Origin of the sequence: Streptomyces flaveolus, assembly GCF_044765825.1 — a bacterium.
Lineage (GTDB): Bacteria > Actinomycetota > Actinomycetes > Streptomycetales > Streptomycetaceae > Streptomyces > Streptomyces flaveolus.
The window spans coordinates 1-19,333 of the sequence record NZ_JBIWKU010000022.1 but is presented as its reverse complement, the minus strand read 5'-3'; the positions used below and the strand labels follow the sequence as shown (position 1 = coordinate 19,333).

Genomic DNA, 19,333 nt, shown 5'->3' with positions numbered 1-19,333 from the left:
TCTTCATTCGCCATGTCAGAGTCCGAACTTCTCATCGATGAACTGGAACAACTCGTCGTCCGACGCGTCGTCGAGCGCCTGCGGCGCCTCGTGCGGTTCCTCCGGGGGCGCCTGCCGGTCACCGGCGTGCGCGAGGATCTCCTGAAGGGCGCGGGAGACGGCCGACAGGCGGTCCGTGTCCGCCGGTGCAAGTGCCGACGCGTCCAGGGCGGTGACGGCCGCCTCCAGCGCGTCGACGTCCACCGGCCGCTGCGCCTCGGCGGCGGCGCCCACGCCGAGTTCGGCCAGCACATGGCCGGCGAGCGCGGTCGGTGTCGGATGCTCGAAGACGAGCGTGGCCGGCAGCCGCAGACCGGTCTCCGCGTTCAGCCGGTTGCGCAGTTCGACCCCGGTCACCGAGTCGAACCCGAGCTCCTTGAAGGGGCGCCGGTCCTCCAGCGGCTCCTCGGGGCCGTAGCCGAGAACGGCCGCGGTGTGCGCACGCACCACCTCCAGGACGGCGTCGGTGCGCTGCCCGTGCGGCAGCCCCTGAAGACGCCGGCGGAGATCCGGCTCGCCCGGGCCGTCCTGGCCCGCCGCCGCGGCGGGCGCGGAGGCGGCCCGGGTCAGTTCCACGACGTCGGGCAGATCGGCGAGCAGGGGGCTCGGCCGGCCCGCCGTGAACGCCGTCAGGAACCGGGGCCAGCGCACGTCGGCCACGGTCTGGCAGGGCCGCCCGCCGTCGATGGCCTGCTGCAGGGCGATCAGGGCGAGATCCGGGTCCATCTCGGGCACCCCGTGCCGCTCCAGAACGCCCCGGACGGCGCCGCGGGCCAGCCCGCCGCCGCCCCAGGCACCCCACGACACACAGGTGGCGGGCAGCCCCCGCAGGTGACGCAGCTCGGCGAGCGCGTCGAGGTAGGCGTTGGCGGGCGCGTAGTTGCCCTGCCCGGGGATGCCGACGGTCGCCCCGTACGACGAGAACAGCACGAACGCCGACAGGTCCTGGGCCCGGGTCAGTTCGTGCAGGTTCCAGGCGCCCTGTGCCTTGACGCGCAGGACCCGCTCCACCTGGCCGGGGTCCAGCGCGTCGACCATGGCGTCGTCCAGCACGGCCGCCGTGTGCAGCACCGCGGTGAGCGGTCCGTGCGCGGCCGCGCGGTCCAGGACGGCGCGCAGCGCTTCCAGGTCCGCCACGTCGCAGGCCTCCACGACCGCGTCGGCACCCAGCGCCCTCAGTTCTTCGACGAGCTGACCCGCGCCCGGCGCGTCCGGGCCGCGACGGCTGGTCAGCACCAGGCGCTCGGCACCCTGTTCGGCCAGCCGGCGCGCCACGCGGCGGCCGAGCGCGCCCGTGCCGCCGGTGACCAGCACGGTGCCGGAAGGCCGCCAGGTGTGGCGCGGCGCCTCCCCGGCCCGGGTCAGGCGGCGTGCCCGTACCCCGTCGGTGCGCACCGCGACCTGGTCCTCCGTGCCGTCGCCGCTCAGCAGTGCGGCCAGGCGCCGCCAGATGCCCGCGTCCGGCGAGCCCGGCAGGTCGATCAGACCGCCCCAGCGGTCGGAGTGCTCCAGCGCGGCCACCCGTCCCAGCCCCCAGATCATGCGCTGGGCGGGATCGACGGCCAGGTCGCCGGATCCGGTCCGGACCGCCTCGCGGGTCACGCACCACAGCGGGGCGGTGAGCTCCACGTCGCCGAGTGCCTGGACGGCCCGCAGCGTCGCGGTGTATCCGGCGGGCACCGAGTCGTGCCGCGGGTCGCTGCCCGTCGCGAGGGCGAGCAGCGACAGCACACCGGCGAACTCCTGCCCGGAGCGGGCCGCGTGGTCCTCGCACGCCGTGCGCAGCGCCTTCGCGGTGAGTTCCCGCTCCTCGTCGCCGAGCACGACCGCGACGAGATCGGCACCGGCGTCCGTCAGGCCGCGCAGCACCTCGGCGGCCCGTGACTCGCCCGCCGGCAGCAGCGCGAGCCAGGGCGCGGCGGGCGGCGGCCCCACGGGGTCGGTGACCTTCTTCCACGTGATCTCGTACCGCCAGTCGCGCACCTCGGCCGTCGCGCGGGTGCGCCGCCGCCACGCGGACAGCGCGGGAACCAGCTCGCCGAGGCCGGCGGCCGGGCCGACGTCCAGGGACGCGGTGAGCGCGTCCAGGTCGCCGCGTTCCACCGCGGACCAGAACTCCGAGTCGTCCGCGCCCGTTGCCGCCGGGACCGCGGCGGGCGAGCCCTCGACCGGGTCCAGCCAGTGGCGCCTGCGCTGGAACGCGTAGGGCGGCAGATCGACCGTGCGCGGCCCGCCGGGGCCGCTGCCGGTGAAGGACGCCTGCCACGTCACGTCGGCGCCGCGCACCCAGGCCTCGGCCGCCGAGGACAGGAACCGGGAGGCGCTGTCGGTGCTGCGGCGCAGGGTGCCGAGCGCGGTGGCGCCCGCCGCGCCCGCCGTCTCCTCGACCGCGAGGGTCAGCACCGGGTGCGGGCTGGCCTCCACGAACAGGCGGTGTCCGCGCTCGGCGAGCGCGGCGACGGCGGATTCGAACTCGACGGTCGTGCGCAGGTTGCGGAACCAGTAGTCGGCGTCCAGCTCCGCGGTGTCCAGCAGGCCGCCGGTCACCGTGGAGAAGAACAGCGTTCCGGCGGAGCGCGGCCGGATCGGCGCCAGCACCGCGAGCAGTTCCTCGCGCAGGGTGTCGACCTGGGCGGAGTGGGAGGCGTAGTCGACGGGGATGCGCCGGGCCCGTACGTCGTCGGCGGCGCACTGCTCCATCAGCTCGTCCAGGGCGTCGGGCGCGCCGGAGACCACGGTCAGGCCCGGGCCGTTGACCACGGCCACGGACAGGTGCCCGTCCCACCGCGCGATGCGCCGCTCGACCTCGGTGCGCGGCAGGGCCACCGACACCATGCCGCCGCGCCCGGCCAGGGACCGTGCGATGGCCTGGCTGCGCAGCGCCACGACGCGGGCGCCGTCCTGCAGGGAGAGGCCTCCGGCCACGCAGGCCGCGGCGATCTCGCCCTGGGAGTGGCCCACCACGACGGCGGGCCGCACCCCGTGGGCGCGCCACAGCTCGGCCAGCGACACCATCACCGCCCACAGCACGGGCTGCACCACGTCCACCCGCCGCAGGGCGTCCTCGTCGGTGAGCGCCTCGGTCGGCGACCAGTCGACGAACTCGCCCAGAGCCCGCGCGCACGCGGCGTAGGAGTCGGCGAACACCGGTGAGTGGTCGAGTAGTTCGCGGGCCATGCCGGCCCACTGCGCGCCCTGCCCGGGGAAGACCAGGACACAGCCGTGGTCCGGGCCGGCCGGCTCGGCGCCGTCACCGGTGACCAGTCCGGGGGTGCTGCGGTCCGCGGCCAGCGCGGCCAGGCCCCGCAGGAAGCCGTCGCGGTCGTCCGCGACCACGACCGCGCGGTGCGCGAACGCCGTACGGGTGGTGGCCAGGGAGTGTCCTACATCCTCGGGGGACAGCCCGGGACGGTCGTGGACGTGGTCGTGGAGGGCCGCGGCCTGGGCGCGCAGCGCCGCCGGGGTCTTCGCGGACAGCACCCACGGCCGGGCCGGTCCGGCCTGTGGCGCGGCACCGGTGGCCGCTGCCCAGTCCACGCCGACGCCGTCGTGCCACAGGGCGTGCAGCAGCTCTTCCAGCGTCTCGGTGGCGGGCCGGTTCCGGCGGCACGCGGCGAGCACACGCGTCTGGTCGGCCGCATCGTCCGCGCGGTCGGCCAGTGTGCGCCGCACGGGCGTGGACACCACCGGGTGCGGGGCGATCTCCACGACCCGCAGTCCGCGGCCCGGTGTCCGGGGCAGCCGGCGCACGGCCTCGTCGAGCAGCATCGGGCGGCACATGTTGCTCGCCCAGTACCGCGCGTCGAGCAGCGTGCCGTCCAGGTGGTCGCCGGTCACCGTCGACAGGAAGGGGATCGAGGCCGCCGCCGGACGCAACGCGCCCAGCCGCGCCACGAGTTCGTCGGCGAGCGGAGCCAGCTCCGTACTGTGTGAGGGATAGTCGATGTGCACCCGGAACGTCCGCACGCCGGCGTCGCCGAGTTCCCGCTCCACCTCGGCGAGGGCGGCCGTCGTTCCCGACAGGCAGACCTGGCCGGGCGCGAGGTGTCCGGCGAGGGTGACGCGGCCCCGCGCGAGGGCAGTGGCCCGCTGCGCGGTCAGTTCGCACACCAGCATCGAGCCGGTGCCGGCGGCGCGTTCGGCCACGAGCCGTGACCACACGCCGATCACATGGGCGCCCTGTTCGAGGGTGAGCGCGCCGGCGGCGACCGCCGCGGCGACCTCGCCGACGCTCTGCCCGAACACCACGTCCGGGACGACGCCCCACCGGCGCAGGGTGCGGGCCAGTGACACCTGCAGGGCGAACAGCACGGGCTGCAGCACCTCGGTGCGTTCCAGCCGGCTGTCCGCGGCGACCAGTTCGTCCAGAACGGACCAGCCCGTCACGGCGGCCACGGCCCGGTCGGCCTCGGCGAGTTCCGCGCGGAAAGCCGGTTCGGCCAGCAGATCGCGTCCCATGCCGGTCCACTGGGAGCCGTGCCCGGAGAAGCAGAACGCGAGGGCCGGTGCCTGCTCGGGCCGTTCCCCCGCCGGCGCGGGCGCGGTCAGGGCCCGGCGGTGCGGAGCCTCCGTCAGGGCCAGGTGCACGTTCGTGCCGCCGAAGCCGAAGCCGCTCACGCCCGCGTGCCGGGGGCCCTCGGGCCAGTCGCGGGCGGCCGTGACCACCTCCAGGCGCAGGCCGGTGAAGTCGATGAGCGGGTTGGGACGGTCGAAGTGCAGGCCGGCCGGGAGCCGGCCGTGGTGCAGGGCGAGGGCCGTCTTGAGGACGCCGAGGACACCGGCGGCCGGTTCCAGATGACCGAAGTTGGTCTTCGCGGAGCCGAGCAGCAGCGGCGTCGTCCGGCCCGGCGCGAACACCTCGCCGAGCGCCGCGGCCTCGATCGGGTCGCCCAGCGGGGTGCCCGTGCCGTGCGCCTCCACGTATCCCACCTGGTGCGGTGCGACGCCCGCCGCCCGCCAGGCCGCCCGGACCACGTCGACCTGGGCGCGCGGATTGGGCGCGGTCAGCCCGTTGGAGGCGCCGTCGTTGTTGACGGCGCTGCCGCGCAGCACCGCGTAGACGCGGTCGCCGTCGCGCAGCGCGTCCGACAGACGGCGCAGCACGACGACGCCGCAGCCCTCGCCGCGTACGTATCCGGCGGCGTCCGCGTCGAAGGCACGGCACTGGCCCGCCGGGTTCATGCCGCCGAACTTCGTCATGGCGACCGTGGTGTGCGGGTGCAGCATCAGGCTGACCCCGCCCGCCAGGGCGATGTCGGACTCGCCGCGGCGCAGGCTGTGCGCGGCCATGTGCACCGCCGCGAGCGACGAACTGCACGCCGAGCCCACCGAGAGCGCCGGCCCCTCCAGGCCGAGCGCGTACGCGATGCGGGCCGGCACGATCGAGGTGTCCCAGCCGACCGCCGAGTGCGAGCCGATCGTCTCGGGCCCCGCGCCGGTCGCCAGCTGGTACTCCTGCCACATCGTGCCGAAGAAGACTCCGGTACGGCTGCCGGCCAGCGTGCCGGGGACGATGCGGGCGTCCTCCAGCGCCGCCCACGCCACTTCCAGGGCGATGCGCTGCTGCGGGTCCATACGGGCCGCCTCGGCGGGCGAGATCCCGAAGAAGGCGGCGTCGAAGCCTGCCACGTCGTCGAGGAAGCCGCCGCGGCGCGTGGACATCGTGCCCGGCGTCTGCGGGTCGTCGTCGAACCACTCGTCGGCGTCCCAGCGTTCCCGGGGCACCTCACCCACGGCGTCGCGGCCCGCGAGCAGGGCCTCCCACAGGGCGTGCGGGGTCTCGATGCCGCCCGGCAGACGGCAGCCCAGACCGACGAGCGCGATGGGCTCGTCGGCGGTGACCGCCGCGGTGCGCCGCTCGCCCCCGGCCGTCCGGTCCGGCTCCCGCTCACCGGCGAGCGCCGCGGCCAGCTCCGCCACGGTCGGGTGCTGCCACAGCAGCCAGCCGGGCACGGCCCGGCCGAGCCGCTCGGACAGCGCGCCGGCCAGCCGCGTCACACCCGACGAGTCGACACCGAGGTCGCGCAGCGCGACGGTCGCGGGGACCGCCTCCGCCTGTGTGCCGAGCAGGTCCGCGACCGCGTCGCGCAGGAACTCCGCGATGTCCGCGGCCACTGCCTCCGTTGCGTTAACACCCATGTGACACCTTTTGGTCGCGTCGGCCAGGATCTGTGCTGGTCGCTGCCGGGAACCGTCGACATCAGGGGCCGTGGAACCACCTGCCCAAGGGCATCACGGCGCACTTGACGCGGAGTCGACTCCGCTCCGCGCGGCACTCGACTACGACCTGGATCCCGGGCGGGGCGCGGTGGCGAGGAGCCGTGGGAGACCACCGAGGGTCTGCCCGGGGTCCTCGCCACCGGGGTCGCCCGCCCGGGCGGGGTGAGGTGCGGATCAGACGCCGTCCGCCGGGACCGCGGCGAGCAGCTCGGCCACCATCGCCTCGGCGTTCTCCAGCGGCGCGGCGTGCGAGCCGGCGATGGTGTGCAGCGAGAACGCCCCGAGGGACAGCTCGCGCCAGGCCTCCATCGCCTGCGGTGCCGCCACCGGGTCGTCGGTGGCCGCGACCGCGAACACCGGGACCTTCAGCGACTCCCGCCGGAGGTCGGTGAGTGCGCGCCGGTGGCTCGCGCCCAGCTCGGTGTCGGCGTGCAGCCGCTGCGCGTACTCGACGAGCAGCTCCTCGTTGTCGAGGATCTGCCGGGGCAGCAGCCCGTCGAGCGCCTCGGCGATCTCGGCCGGCGAGGCACCGTCGCGGCCGGCGGCGACACCGGCCCGGCGCACGAAGTCCGACACCTCGGCGTACGGCGTCTGCGCGCACGCCACCACGAGGGACAGCTGCGGCTCCTCGGGCCGCAGCCCGAGCCGGTGAGCCACCTCCCAGGCCAGCCAGGCGCCCTGGCTGTGCCCGAACAGCACCAGCGGCACGTCGCAGCGGTCGGCGAGCGCCGCCGCCACCTCGTCGGCCATCTTCATCATGTCCGTCAGCGGCGGCTCGTCCGTGCGTGCCTCACGGCCCGGCAGCTGCACCCCGACGAGCTCCACACCCTCCGGCAGCGCGCCGATCAGCGGGATGTAGCCGCCGGCCGTACCGCCCATGCCGGGCATGCACACGATGCGTGCGCGGGGCCGTGCCGCGGGCTTCAGCACCCGCAGCCACGAACTGTCCGCGTCGGACTGCGGCTCCTGCTCCCCGCCCAGCAGCTCGCCGAGCAGATGACGGCCGAGCGCCGCGCAGGTGGAGTGCCGGACGAAGACGTTCGTCGTGAGGGCCAGACCGGTGCGGCGGGCGAGCGCGCCGCGCACCGTGACCGCCATGAGCGAGTCGAACCCGAGCTGCAGCAGCGGCTGTTCGACGTCGAGCGCGTGCACCTCCATGCTGAGGGCCTGTGCCACCTCGGTCCTGACCAGCCGGGTCAGGGTCCGCAGCCGCTCCTGCCGGTCCATGCCGGTCAGTTCCGCGCGAAGGTCGTCACCGGCGTGCGGGTCGAGCGGCGCGTCGGTCGCGGCCAGTGCCGTCCGCACGTCGTCGATGTCACCGATCAACGGCCGGGGCCGGGCCGCGCTGTAGGCCGGGGCGAACCGGGCCCAGTCGATGTCGGCCACGCCCAGCGCCGGCAGGCCGGCGTCCAGGGCGAGTCCCAGCGCGTGCAGCGCGCGGCCCGGCTCCATGGCCATCAGGCCACGTGCCCGCACACTCTCCTCTTCTTCCGCGCTGAGGATGCCGTCGACCGCCCAGCGGCCCCAGTGCAGCACCGTCGCGGGCAGCCCGGCCAGGTGCCGCTCCCGCGCGAGCGCGTCGAGCGCGATGTTGGCCGCGGCGTACACCGCCTGGTGGCCGCTGCCCCACAGCCCGGCGCCGCTGCCGTACAGGACGAACGCGTCCAGCGGCCGGTCCCCGAGCACCTCGTGCACATGCCGGGCACCGTGCGCCTTCGCCGCGAGTTCCCCACCGAGCTCCTCGTCGGAGATCGAGTCGAGCGGGGCGGCGGCGGAGACACCGGCCAGGTGCGCGACCGTGCGCAGCGGTGCCCCGGCCGTCTCCGCGGATGCGATCAGCTTCTCGACCTGCGTGCGGTCCGAGACGTCGCACGGCACGAGCACCACCTCGGTGCCCTTCGCGGCGAGGTCCGCGCGTAGAGCGGTGATCTCGTCGGTCTCGAGGGCCCGCCGCGACGCCAGGACGATCCGGGTGGCTCCCCGGCCGGCCAGCCAGTGGGCCAGGTGCCGGCCGAGCCCGCCGGTGCCGCCGGTGATGAGCGCGGTGCCGGAGGTCGACCAGCCCGCCTCGCCCGGCTGCGGCGCGGTGCGCACCATGCGGCGCACGAAGCGTCCGCCGGGGCGCAGCGCCACCTCGTCCTCGTGGTCACCGGCACCCAGGCTGAGCACGAACTGCGCCGCCCAGTCCTCGTGCGGCAGCGGCGGCACGTCGATGACGCCGCCCCACCGCTGGGGCTGCTCCAGGGACACGACCCGGCCCACGCCGCGCACCAGGGACCCCAGCGGGTTCGGCAGCGGCTCGACGCCGTCGACGCTCACCGTCCCCGAGGTCAGCGCCCACACGGGCACGGGCCGTCCGGTGTCCCCGACGGCCTGCACCAGGGCGAGCACCCCCCGCAGACCCTCGGTCACGCCCTGCGCGTCCGCCGCGTCGTCCAGGCCCGCGAGCGTCACCACGCCGAGCAGTCCGCTCGGCAGCGCCTGCAACGCCCGGGCCAGGCCCGCACGGTCCGCGGCGCCGTCGATCCGGTGCACGGTGGCCCCGGCGAGCCGCAGTTCCCGCTCGATCTGCTCGCCGTACCCGGCGTCCGCGGCCTGCCCGGGGCAGGTCACCAGTGCCCAGTCGCCGTCCACCGGCCCGGACGCGGCCGGCTCGGCGGGGCGCCACACCTCGTCGTACAGCCACGAGGCGATGGCGGAGCGGCCCTTCTGCTCGTCCTGCCACGCCGAGAGCAGGGGCAGCAACTGTGCGATGCCCGCCCGCAGTTCCTCGGGAGCGCCCAGCATCTTTGCGACCCGGTCGGCGCCTCCGTCGTCCACGGCCTGCCAGAACGCGTCGGTCGCGGCGGGCACGGTCCGCTCGGGCGTGGGCTCCGGCTCGGCCCAGTACCGCTCGCGCTGGAACGCGTAGGTGGGCAGGGGCACGGCCGGGGCGTCGCCCAGGGCCCGCGCCCAGTCGACCCCGGCACCGTGCACGTGCAGCCGCCCGACGCCGCGCAGCACCTGCGCCAGGTCTCCCCGGTCGCGCTGGAGCGTCGGCACGGTGACGGTCTGGTCGTACCCGGCGTACAGGGCGCCGTCGGTGAGCGGCATCAGCAGCACGGGGTGCGGGCTCACCTCCACGAACACGTCGAAGCCGGCCGCCAGCAGCGCCTGGTGCGCCAGATCGAGGCGGGCGGTCCGGCGCAGGTTGCGGCACCAGTACGCCGCGTCGAGTTCCTCACCGCGCACCCGGTCGCCGGTGACGGTCGAGTAGAGGGGGATCTGCCCCGCGCGCGGCCGCAGCTCGGCCAGCTCCTCCGCCAGGACGGGCAGGACCGGATCCACGTGGTGGCTGTGCGCGGCCATCCGGGCTTCCAGGGGACCGCACGCGATGTCCTCGTCGTCGAGGCGGAACAGCAGGTCGTCCACGGCGTCGGCGTCACCGGAGACCGTCACCGAATGCGGCGTGTTCACCGCAGCGATCGACACGGTGCCCTCGTACTGGGCGACCCACGTCTGCGCCTCGGCCGGCGGCAGCTCCACCACCGCCATCCGGCCGGAGCCGGACTGCCGCTGCATGGCGGCGGAACGCGCCGCGATGACGCGCGCCCCCTCCTGAAGGGTCAGGGCGCCGGCGACCACCGCGGCCGCGGCCTCGCCCTGCGAGTGGCCGACCACGGCGGCCGGCTCCACACCGAGCGAGCGCCACACGGCCGCCAGGGCCACGTACATCGTGAAGCGCAGCGGCTGGACGATGCCGAGGTCCGACCACTGCGAGCCGTCCCCCTCGCGCAGCAGTTCCGTCATGGAGCGGCCGGTGAAGGGGGCGAACGCGGCGTCGCACTCGGCCACGGCCCGGGCGAACACCTCGGACTGCTCCAGCAGTTCACGGCCCATTCCGGCCCACTCGGTGTCCTGGCCGGGGAAGACGAAGACGACGCGGCGGTCGGCGGCCGTCCCCTCGTCCAGGGCGGGGTGCGAGCGGCGCTCGGCCAGCGCGGCGAACGCGGCGCCTGCCTCGGCGGCCGTGGCCGCCGTGACCGACGCCCGCGCGCCGAAGTGCTCGCGGCGGGTCGCCGCCGACACCGCGACGCGCCGCAGCGGCACCTCGGGGTGGGCGTCGAGCCAGTCCGCCCAGCGGGCGGCCTGCGCACGCAGCGCGTTGGTGTCACGCGCCGACAGCACGACGGGCAGGGCGCCGTCGGTACCGTCCGCCGCGGACTCGTCCACGACCGGCGCAGGGGCCTCCTCCAGGACGACGTGGGCGTTGGTGCCGCCGATGCCGAACGCGGAGACGCCCGCCCGCCGCGGCCCGTCCCAGACCCAGTCCCTGGTCTCGGTGTTGACGTAGAACAGGTCCGGGTCCAGGTCCATGTCCGGGTTGGGGCGCTTGAAGTGCAGCGTCGGCACGAGCTCCCGGTGGTGCAGGGTGAGCACCGTCTTGATGAGCCCGGCGACTCCGGCGGTGGCGTCGGTGTGGCCGATGTTGGTCTTCACCGAGCCGAGCGCGCACGGCTCGTCACGTTCGCCGCCGCGGAACACCTCCTGCAGCGCCTGGACCTCGATGGGGTCGCCGAGCGCGGTGCCGGTGCCGTGCGCCTCGATGAAGCCGACGCTGTCCGCGCTGATGCCAGCGGTGCTGTGCGCGGTGGCGATGACCTGCGCCTGCCCGGCCACACTCGGCGCGGTGAAGCCGACCTTGTCGGAGCCGTCGTTGTTGATGGCGCTGCCGCGCACCACCGCGTAGACGGTGTCGCCCGCGGCGAGCGCGTCGGAGAGGCGGCGCAGCACCACCACGCCGACGCCGTCACCGAACACCGTGCCGGCGCCGTCCGCGTCGAAGGCCCGGCAGCTGCCGTCCGGTGAGACGACCATGCCCTCCTGGTACGGGTAGCCGTTCTTGAGCGGCACCGACACCGAGGACGCGCCGACCAGGGCGATGTCCGACTCGCCGCGCAGCAGGCTCTCGCGGGCCAGGTGCGTGGCGACCAGACCGGTGGAGCAGGCGGTCTGCACGTTCAGCGCCGGTCCGCGCAGATTCAGCTTGTGCGCGACGCGCGGCGCCAGGAAGTCTCCCTTGGTGCCGACCATGTTGCGGAAGAAGGACGACAGGTCGTTGATCTCGTGCTGCTGGTAGCCGCCGGACCCGGAGCCGCCGAACACGGCGATGGGGCCGTCGAACTCCTGCGGCACGATGCCCGCGTTCTCCAGGCCCTCCCAGGCGCATTCGAGGAAGAGCCGGTGCTGCGGGTCCATCGCCTCGGCCTCGGTACGCGAGTAGCCGAAGAAGCCGGCGTCGAACCGGTCGACGTCCTCGACGTACCCCTTGGCCCTGACGTACGAGGGATGGGTGAGCAGGGCCTCGGGGACGCCGGCCTCGCGCAGTTCGGCCTCGGTGAAGCGGCTGATGAGCTCGCGGCCCTCGCGCAGGGCCTGCCAGAAGGAGTCGATGTCGGGCGCTCCGGGCAGGCGGCAGGCCAGGCCGACGACGGCGATGGCGTCCTCGGCCGGATCACCGGAGGCGTGCCGGGCCGTGCGGGCGGCCGGGCCGGTGGACGTCCCGGTACCGCTCAGGTGCGCGGCCAGTCTGCGCACGGTGGGGTGGCGGAAGACGGTGGCCAGCGGGAACTCGCGGCCCAGCTCCGCGCAGATCGCCTGGTGGGCGCTGAGCGCGGACATGGACGTGCCGCCCAGTTCGAAGAACCCGGTGTCGCGGTCGACGCGGGGCAGGCCGAGGACGGCCTGCCAGGCCCGGGCGACGACGTCCTCCACCGCCTGCGCCGGGTCCGTCGCGTGCGCGGCCTCGGCAGAGCCGTCGCCGGTCGCCTCGGCGCCGGAGTCGAGCGCGGGCAGGGGAAGGGCCTTGAGAGCGTTGCGGTCGGTCTTCTCGTTGGGGGTGTGGGGCAGCTCCGCCATGCGGACCAGCCGGGCCGGGACCATGTACGCGGGCAGCCGGCCGGCCAGATGGGCGCGCAGGTCCGAGCCGTCGGCGGTGCCGTCGGCGGGTGTCCAGTACAGGAACAGGGCCGGATCGCCGGGGGTGTCCTCGCGGACGATCGCGGCGCACTCCAGCACGGCCGGGTGGTCACCCGCGACCGACTCGATCTCGCCGAGTTCGATGCGGTGGCCGCGGAGCTTGATCTGGGCGTCGGTGCGCCCGCAGAACTCCAGGGTGCCGTCGGGGCGGTAGCGGACGATGTCGCCGGTGCGGTACATCCGCGCGCCCGGCACGGGGCTGTGCGGGTCGGGGGCGAACCGCTCCCCGGTCAGCTCCGGGCGGTGGTGGTAGCCCCGGGCCACACCGTGGCCGCCGATCCACAGCTCGCCGTGCGCACCCTGGGGGACGGGCCGCCGGTGCGCGTCCAGGAGGTACAGGCGGTTGCCGTGCAGCGGCTCACCGAGGGAGACGACGCCCGGTTCGAGGGTCCAGGCGGAGGACCACACGGTGGTCTCGGTGGGCCCGTACATGTTGGTGATCCGGCCGGTGCAGTGCCGCAGCAGCTTCTTGGCCAGGGCCCGGTCGAGGGCCTCACCGCCGACCAGCAGCCGGTCCAGGCCGCCGAGGAGGGCACGGCCGTCGCGGTCGGCCAGCAGCATGCGGGCCAGGGACGGGGTGCACTGCAGGTGGGTGGGCGCGGCGTCGCGGTAGCGGCCCCAGTCGGCCACCGTGCCGTCGGCGACGATCACCCGGTAGCCGCGGGTGAGGGTCCACAGCAGTTCGACGGTGGAGATGTCGAAGGAAGGGCTGGTGACCGCGAGCCAGGTGTGGCCGGGACCGCCGCCGACGCGGTCGTCCATGGCCGTGCAGAAGTTGGCGAACTGGGCGTGCTCCAGCAGGACGCCCTTGGGGGTGCCGGTGGAACCGGAGGTGTAGATGGCGTAGGCCAGGTCCGACAGGGCCGGCAGCGCATCCGGTATCTCGGCGTCCGCACCCGGCGACGTGACGGCGTCGACGGACAGCACCTCCAGGCCGTCGGCGTCGACGGCCAGCGGATGGCCGGGGGTGGTCAGGACGACCCGCATGCCGCTGTCCCGCACCATGTGGTCGATGCGCGACGCCGGGTACGCCGGGTCGATCGGCACGTACGCGCCTCCGGCCAGCCACACGCCCAGGGCGAGCACCACGAACGCCGCAGAGCGCGGCGCGTGCACGCCCACCAGGACGTCCGCACCGACCTCGTGGGCTCCCAGACGCTGCGCCACCGAGCCCGCGCGGTACACCAACTCTCGGTAGGTCAGGCGGTGTTCGCCGTGCACCAGGGCCACCGCGTCCGGGGTGGAGCGGGCCTGGTCGAGGATCCTCTCCAGGGCGGTGCGCGGGTCGGTCAGCTCGGGCGTGACCGTCCCGGCCCGTTCCCGGAGCGAGGCCAGCTCGCTCTGCCCGAGTGCCTCCAGCCGTGCCAGGGGAGTGTTCGGGTCCCGCACCACCGAGTCCAGCAGCGCGGTGAAGTTCTCCGTCATCCGCTGCGCCGCCGCCCGGCCCAGGACGTGGGACTGGAACTCGAGCTCGCCCCGCAGCCCCGTCTCGTCGGAGACCAGCGTCAGGCCCAGCTCGAACTTCGCGGCGCCGCGGACGTTGCCGAGCGCGCTGCCCGTGGCGGGGCGCGTCCACGCGTCCTCGCCCTCCCCGAGGGCCGGCGCGGATGCGCTGATGTAGTTGAACGCGGCGCGGAAGAACGGGTTCTCCTCGCCGGTGCGCTCACCGGCGGCCGTCCGCACGATCTCCGTGAGCGGCACGCTCTGGTGCTCCAGGGCGCCCAGGACCCGCGACCGCATCGCGGCCAGCAGCCCTGTGAACGTCGGATCGCCGCTCAGGTCGCAGCGAAGCGGCAGCGTGTTCGCCAGGAACCCGGCGAGGTTGGCCGTGCCGGGCACCTGCCGGTTGCCCCACACCGTGCCGACCGCGAAGTCGTCCTGGCCGCAGTAGCGCTCCAGGAGCACCGCGTAGGCGGTCACGAGCACCGTGTACGGGGTGACGTTCGCGGCGGTGGCCAGCCTCTCCACGGCGTCGCGCAGGCCGGCCGGCACCGTGAAGTACACGGCGTCACCGTCGGCACCGCTGTCCGAAGCGCCCGGCGGGCCGGGCGGGAACTCCAGACGCGGCACGCCCGCCAGTTCCCTGCCGAAGAAGTCCAGCGCGGGCGCGAAGCGGCCCTCACGCACCCAGCGGTCCTCCCACAGCGCGTAGTCACCCACCTGGTGCTCCACCGCGGGCCGCTGCGGATCACGGCCGTCGCGCAGCGCGTGGTAGGCCTCGTACAGGTCGTGCAGGAAGATGCCCGACGACCAGCCGTCCGTGATCGCGTGGTGCAGCACGAAGCAGAGCAGCTGCCCGCCGCCGGGCAGGGTCAGGACCAGGCCCCGCAGCAGCGTCCCGCCGTCCACCGTGAACGGGGTCTGCTCCTCCTCGCGCAGGCGCGCCGCCACAGCTTCCTCGTCGGCGTGCGACAGGTCTTCGTGCACCAGCGGCACCGTCAGGGACGGGTGCACGACCTGTACGACGTCGCCGCCCTCGGCGCGCAGCGTGGTGCGCAGAGACTCATGCCGGTCCACCACCCAGGCCACGGCGCGGGCCAGGACCTCCGGGTCGAGGGGCCGGGCGGTGTGCTGCCGGAGTACGCAGTTGTACTGCGCGGAGCCCGGGTGCAGGTGCTCCATGAACCACAGGCGGCGCTGCCCGTGCGTGGCGGGGTACGCCGTGGCGCCTTCGGCCCGTGCCAGAGCGGGCAGTTCGGGACCGGCCGCCCGGCTTGCGGACGTCGTCCCGGCGGGAGCGCCCAGGTCGGCGAACGCCTCGGTGAGCAGGAACAGTGCGATGGCCCGCGGTGTGGGATGGCTGAACGCCAGGTCGGAGCGGAGCGCGGCACCGGCCAGGTCGGACAGGCGCTTGCGCAGCTCCACCGCCATCAGCGAGTCGATGCCGAGCTCCTTGAGCTCCTGATCGGCGCCGACGCCGTCCGCCCCGGACACGCCCATGACGACGGCGACTTCACGCCGCACCGCCTCGGTGAGCACCTGCCCGCGCTCGGCTTCCGCGGTCGCGGCGAGCCGGTCCCGCAGGGACGTGCCACCGCCGGAGGACTGCGCGGCCTGCCGCAGCTCGGCCCGCGGCCGGACCAGCGCCCGCAGCAGCGCGGGCACGCCCGCGCCGCGGCCCAGCGCCGCCAGGTCGAACTTCACCGGAACCAGGTGCGGCTCGGGACGGCACAGCGCCGCGTCGAGCAGGTCGAGACCCTCGGCGAGCGTCAGCGGATGGGCGCCCTGACGGCGCATCCGGGCCAGCTCGGCCTCGCCCAGGTGCGCGGTCATGCCGGTGCCGTGCTGGGCCCACAGGCCCCACGACAGGCTCACCGCCGGCAGTCCCCGGTGGCGGCGGTGTGCGGCGAGCGCGTCCAGGAAGGCGTTGGCCGCGGCGTAGTTGCTCTGGCCCGGCGAGCCGAGCGTGCCCGCGGCCGAGGAGAACAGCACGAACGCGGCCAGGTCCAGGCCGGCGGTCAGCTCGTGCAGGTGCACCGCGCCGTCGACCTTCGGGCCGAACACCGCCGCCAGCCGCTCGGCGTTCTGCCCGGCCACCATGCCGTCGTCGATCACCCCGGCCAGATGCAGCACGGCCGTCCACGGGCGGTCGTCGGGCACGTCGGCGAGGACGGCCGCGACCTGGTCGCGGACCGCCACGTCGCAGGCGACGATCCGCACATCGGCCGCGCCCGCCTCCTCCAGGGCCGCGGACACTGCGGCGGCGCCGGGAGCGTCCGGACCCCGGCGGCCGGTCAGCACCAGGTGACGCACTCCGTGTTCGCGTACCAGCCGCTCGGCAACGGCCCGGCCCAGTTCACCGGTGCCCCCGGTGATCAGGACAGTGCCCTGCGGATCCAACGGCCGCGGTGCGGTGAGCACCAGCTTGCCGGTGTGCCGCCCCTGGCCCATGTACCGGAGCGCGTCGGGCGCGTTCCGCAGGTCGTAGGCCGTGTACGGCAGAGGCGCCAGCGCCCCGTCGGCCAGCAGCTCGGTGAGGATCGCGAACATCTCCCGGATCCGCTGCGGGCCGCTCTCGATAAGGTCGAACGCCTGGTAGCGGACCCCGGCGTGGACGGCGGCCACCTCGTCGGCGTCGCGGACGTCGGTCTTGCCCATCTCGAGGAACCGGCCGCCCTCGCCGAGCAGCCCCAGCGAGGCGTCGACGAACTCCCCGGTGAGCGCGTTCAGGACGATGCCGATGCCGTGGCCGTGCCACTTCTCGGCGAAGCCGGTGTCGCGCGAGGAGGCGATGCGGTCGTCCGCGAGGCCCAAGGCGCGCAGCGCCGGCCACTTGCCCTCGCTCGCCGTGCCGTACACCTCGGCACCCAGGTGCCGGGCCAGCTGGACGGCGGCCATGCCGACACCGCCGGCCGCCGCGTGCACGAGCACCTTCTCGCCCGCGCGCAGTCCGCCCAGATCGGTCAGCGCGTAGTACGCGGTGAGGAACGCCAGCGGCACGGTCGCGGCCTGCGCATAGCCCAGGCCCTCGGGGATGCGGGCCACCACGCGGGCGTCGGCACGCACCTCGGTGCCGAACGTGGCCACGGACAGGCCCATCACGCGGTCGCCGACCCGCAGGTGCATCACCTCCGAGCCGGCCTCCACGACGTCACCGGCGAACTCGAGACCGAGCTCCGGCGCGTGCACCATGTCCAGGGCGTTGAGCACGTCACGGAAGTTCAGGCCGGAGGCGCGCACCCGCACCCGCACCTCCCCGGCGCCCAGCGGCGCGGAGCGGTCCACGGGCACGGCGGTGAGCGCGTCCAGGCGGCCCTTCTCCCGGACGGTCAGGTGCCACGGCGCGTCCCCGGCGGGCACCGCCACCGCGGTGCCCGCCCCCTGGGCGCGTACCAGGCGCGGGACGTACCCGCCGTCGCCGCGCAGCACCAGCTCCGGCTCGCCGTCGGCGGCCAGCGCGGCGTGCAGTATCGCGGGATCCAGCGGCTGCGTGCCCACGTCGACCAAGCGCAGCAGCCGCTCCGGCTGCTCGGCCCGTGCGGTGCGCACCAGACCCCACACGGCGGCGTCCGCGAGGGCGCCCGCTCCGTCCTCCGGGCGGGCGGCGACGGCGTCCCGCGTCACCCACACCACCTCGGTGCCGTGCAGGTGTTCGTCGGCCAGGACCCGCTGGACGAGCGCGAGCGCGTCCACCGCCGAGTCCCGCGCGTCAGCGGCCGGGTCACCGGTCCTGTCCGCCGTCAGGTCCACGACGAGGCGGCGCGGCGCGGCACCCTCGGCGAGCTCCTCGGCAGCCGTCACCCCGAGCGCCTCGGCGACGGTCCCGTCGCCGAGCACCAGCAGCCCCTCTCCGCCGGTTTCGGGCTGCGCGTCCCTCTCCAGGCGTATCCGCTGGAAGTCCAGTCGGTACAGGTGCTCCGCCCCGGCGTCCTGGGCGGCCCGCAGTTGCTGTGCCGTCGCCCGCTGCATCCTGAGCGCACGGGCTCGCAGCACCGGCGCGCCCTCGGCGTCCGTCACCAGGACGGACGCCACCGGAGCCCGGTCCTCGGGCTCCAGCAGCTCGATCCGCACCCGGAGCTCGGTGCTTCCGGTCGCGTACAGCTCCACGTCCGACCACGCGAACGGCAGGACCACCGCGTCGCCCTGCGGCCGGTCGTCCGCCGACGTGATCCCGGCGAGCACGTGCAGCGCGCTGTCGAGGAGCGCCGGATGCACTCCGTAGCCCTCGGTCGTGCCCGCGGCCTCCGGCAGCACGACGCGCCCGTACGCCACCCTGCCCCGGGTGCGCAGTTCCTCCAGGGCGCGGAAAGCCGGACCGTACGTGAAGCCCTGCGCGTCCAGGCCCTCGTAGAAGCCGCCGAGGTCGACCGGGTCGGTGTCCGGGACTGGCCAGCCGGTCAGCTCCGGCGCGGCCTGCACGCCGTCGTCCGCGGCCGTGGCGTCGGCGACCTCACCGGTCGCGTTGAGCTGCCACGTGCCCGGGTCGGGCGTGTCCTCGAGCTGGCTGTAGACCGCGAGGGCGCGGTGCCCGTGCTCGTCGGGACCCTCGACGCGAACCTGCAGTCGCACCGCCGTGTCCGCCATGAGCGGCTTGGCCAGGGTCAACTCGCGCACCCGTGTGGCCCCCACGGCCCGCGCGGCCGCGAGTGCCACGTCCACCAGGCCGGTGCCGGGCACGAGCGTTCCGCCGAACACCGCGTGGTCGGCGAGCCAGGGGTGCGTGCGCGGCGAGAGGCGCCCGCTGAGCAGGTGACCGTCGTTGTCGGGAAGCGTCGCCACCGCCGTCAGCCATGCGTGGTCGGCGGGCGTGAGCCCCGCCGCGACGATGCCGGTCTCCGTCCGGGCCCCGGACGTCGCGGGCAGCCAGTAGCGCTGGTGCTGGAAGGCGTAGGTCGGCAGGGGAGCCGCGGTGGCCCGGCTCGGGGCGAACAGGGCGGACCAGTCGACGGTCCGGCCCTGGGTGTGGAGGCGGGCGACGGCCTGCGTGAGGGCGAGGGCTTCGGGCCGGTCCTTGCGCTGGGCGGGGACGACGTGGGCCTGGGTGTCCTCGGGGAGGCAGGTGGTGGTCATGGCGGCGGCGGTGCCGTCGGGGCCGAGTTCGAGGTAGGTGGTGGTGCCCAGGGTGTTGAGGGTGGTGATGCCGTGGGCGAAGCGGACGGTGTTGCGGATGTGCTGGGCCCAGTAGTGGGGGGTCTGGATGTCGTCGGTGGCGAGTTCGCCGGTGAGGTTGCTGATGACGGGGATGGTGGGTGGGTGGAAGGTGATGTGGTGGAGGGTGGTGGTGAATTCGTCGAGGACGCTTTCCATGTGGGGGGAGTGGAAGGCGTGGGAGACGTTGAGCCACTTGGTTTTGCGGCCTTGGTCTTCGAAGTGGCGGGTGATGTCTTCGACGGCTTCGTCGTCGCCGGCGATGACGGTGGAGCGGGGTCCGTTGAGGGCGGCGATGGAGACTTGGTGGGTGCGGCCCTGGAGGTGGGGGAGGACTTCTTCTTCGGTGGCCTGGAGGGCGACCATGGGGCCGTCGTGGGGGGCGGTTTGCATGAGTCGTGCGCGGGTGGCGACGAGGGTGCAGGCGTCGGGGAGGGTGAGGATGCCGGCGATGTGGGCGGCGGTGACT

At 74.9% G+C, this 19,333-nt stretch carries 2 protein-coding genes; both read right to left on the bottom strand.

Annotation, left to right across the window (positions count from 1 at the left end; translation table 11 throughout):
• Positions 1–15: 15 nt before the first annotated feature.
• A complete protein-coding gene (locus ACIRG6_RS37435; RefSeq protein WP_403326544.1) occupies positions 16–6,177 on the bottom strand; it encodes an SDR family NAD(P)-dependent oxidoreductase in 6,162 nt (2,053 codons plus the stop codon).
• Between the two features lie 255 nt (positions 6,178–6,432).
• Positions 6,433–19,317: an amino acid adenylation domain-containing protein gene (locus tag ACIRG6_RS37430; protein ID WP_403326550.1), complete on the bottom strand. Its 12,885-nt coding sequence runs from the start codon at positions 19,315–19,317 to the stop codon at positions 6,433–6,435.
• Positions 19,318–19,333 lie beyond the last annotated feature (16 nt).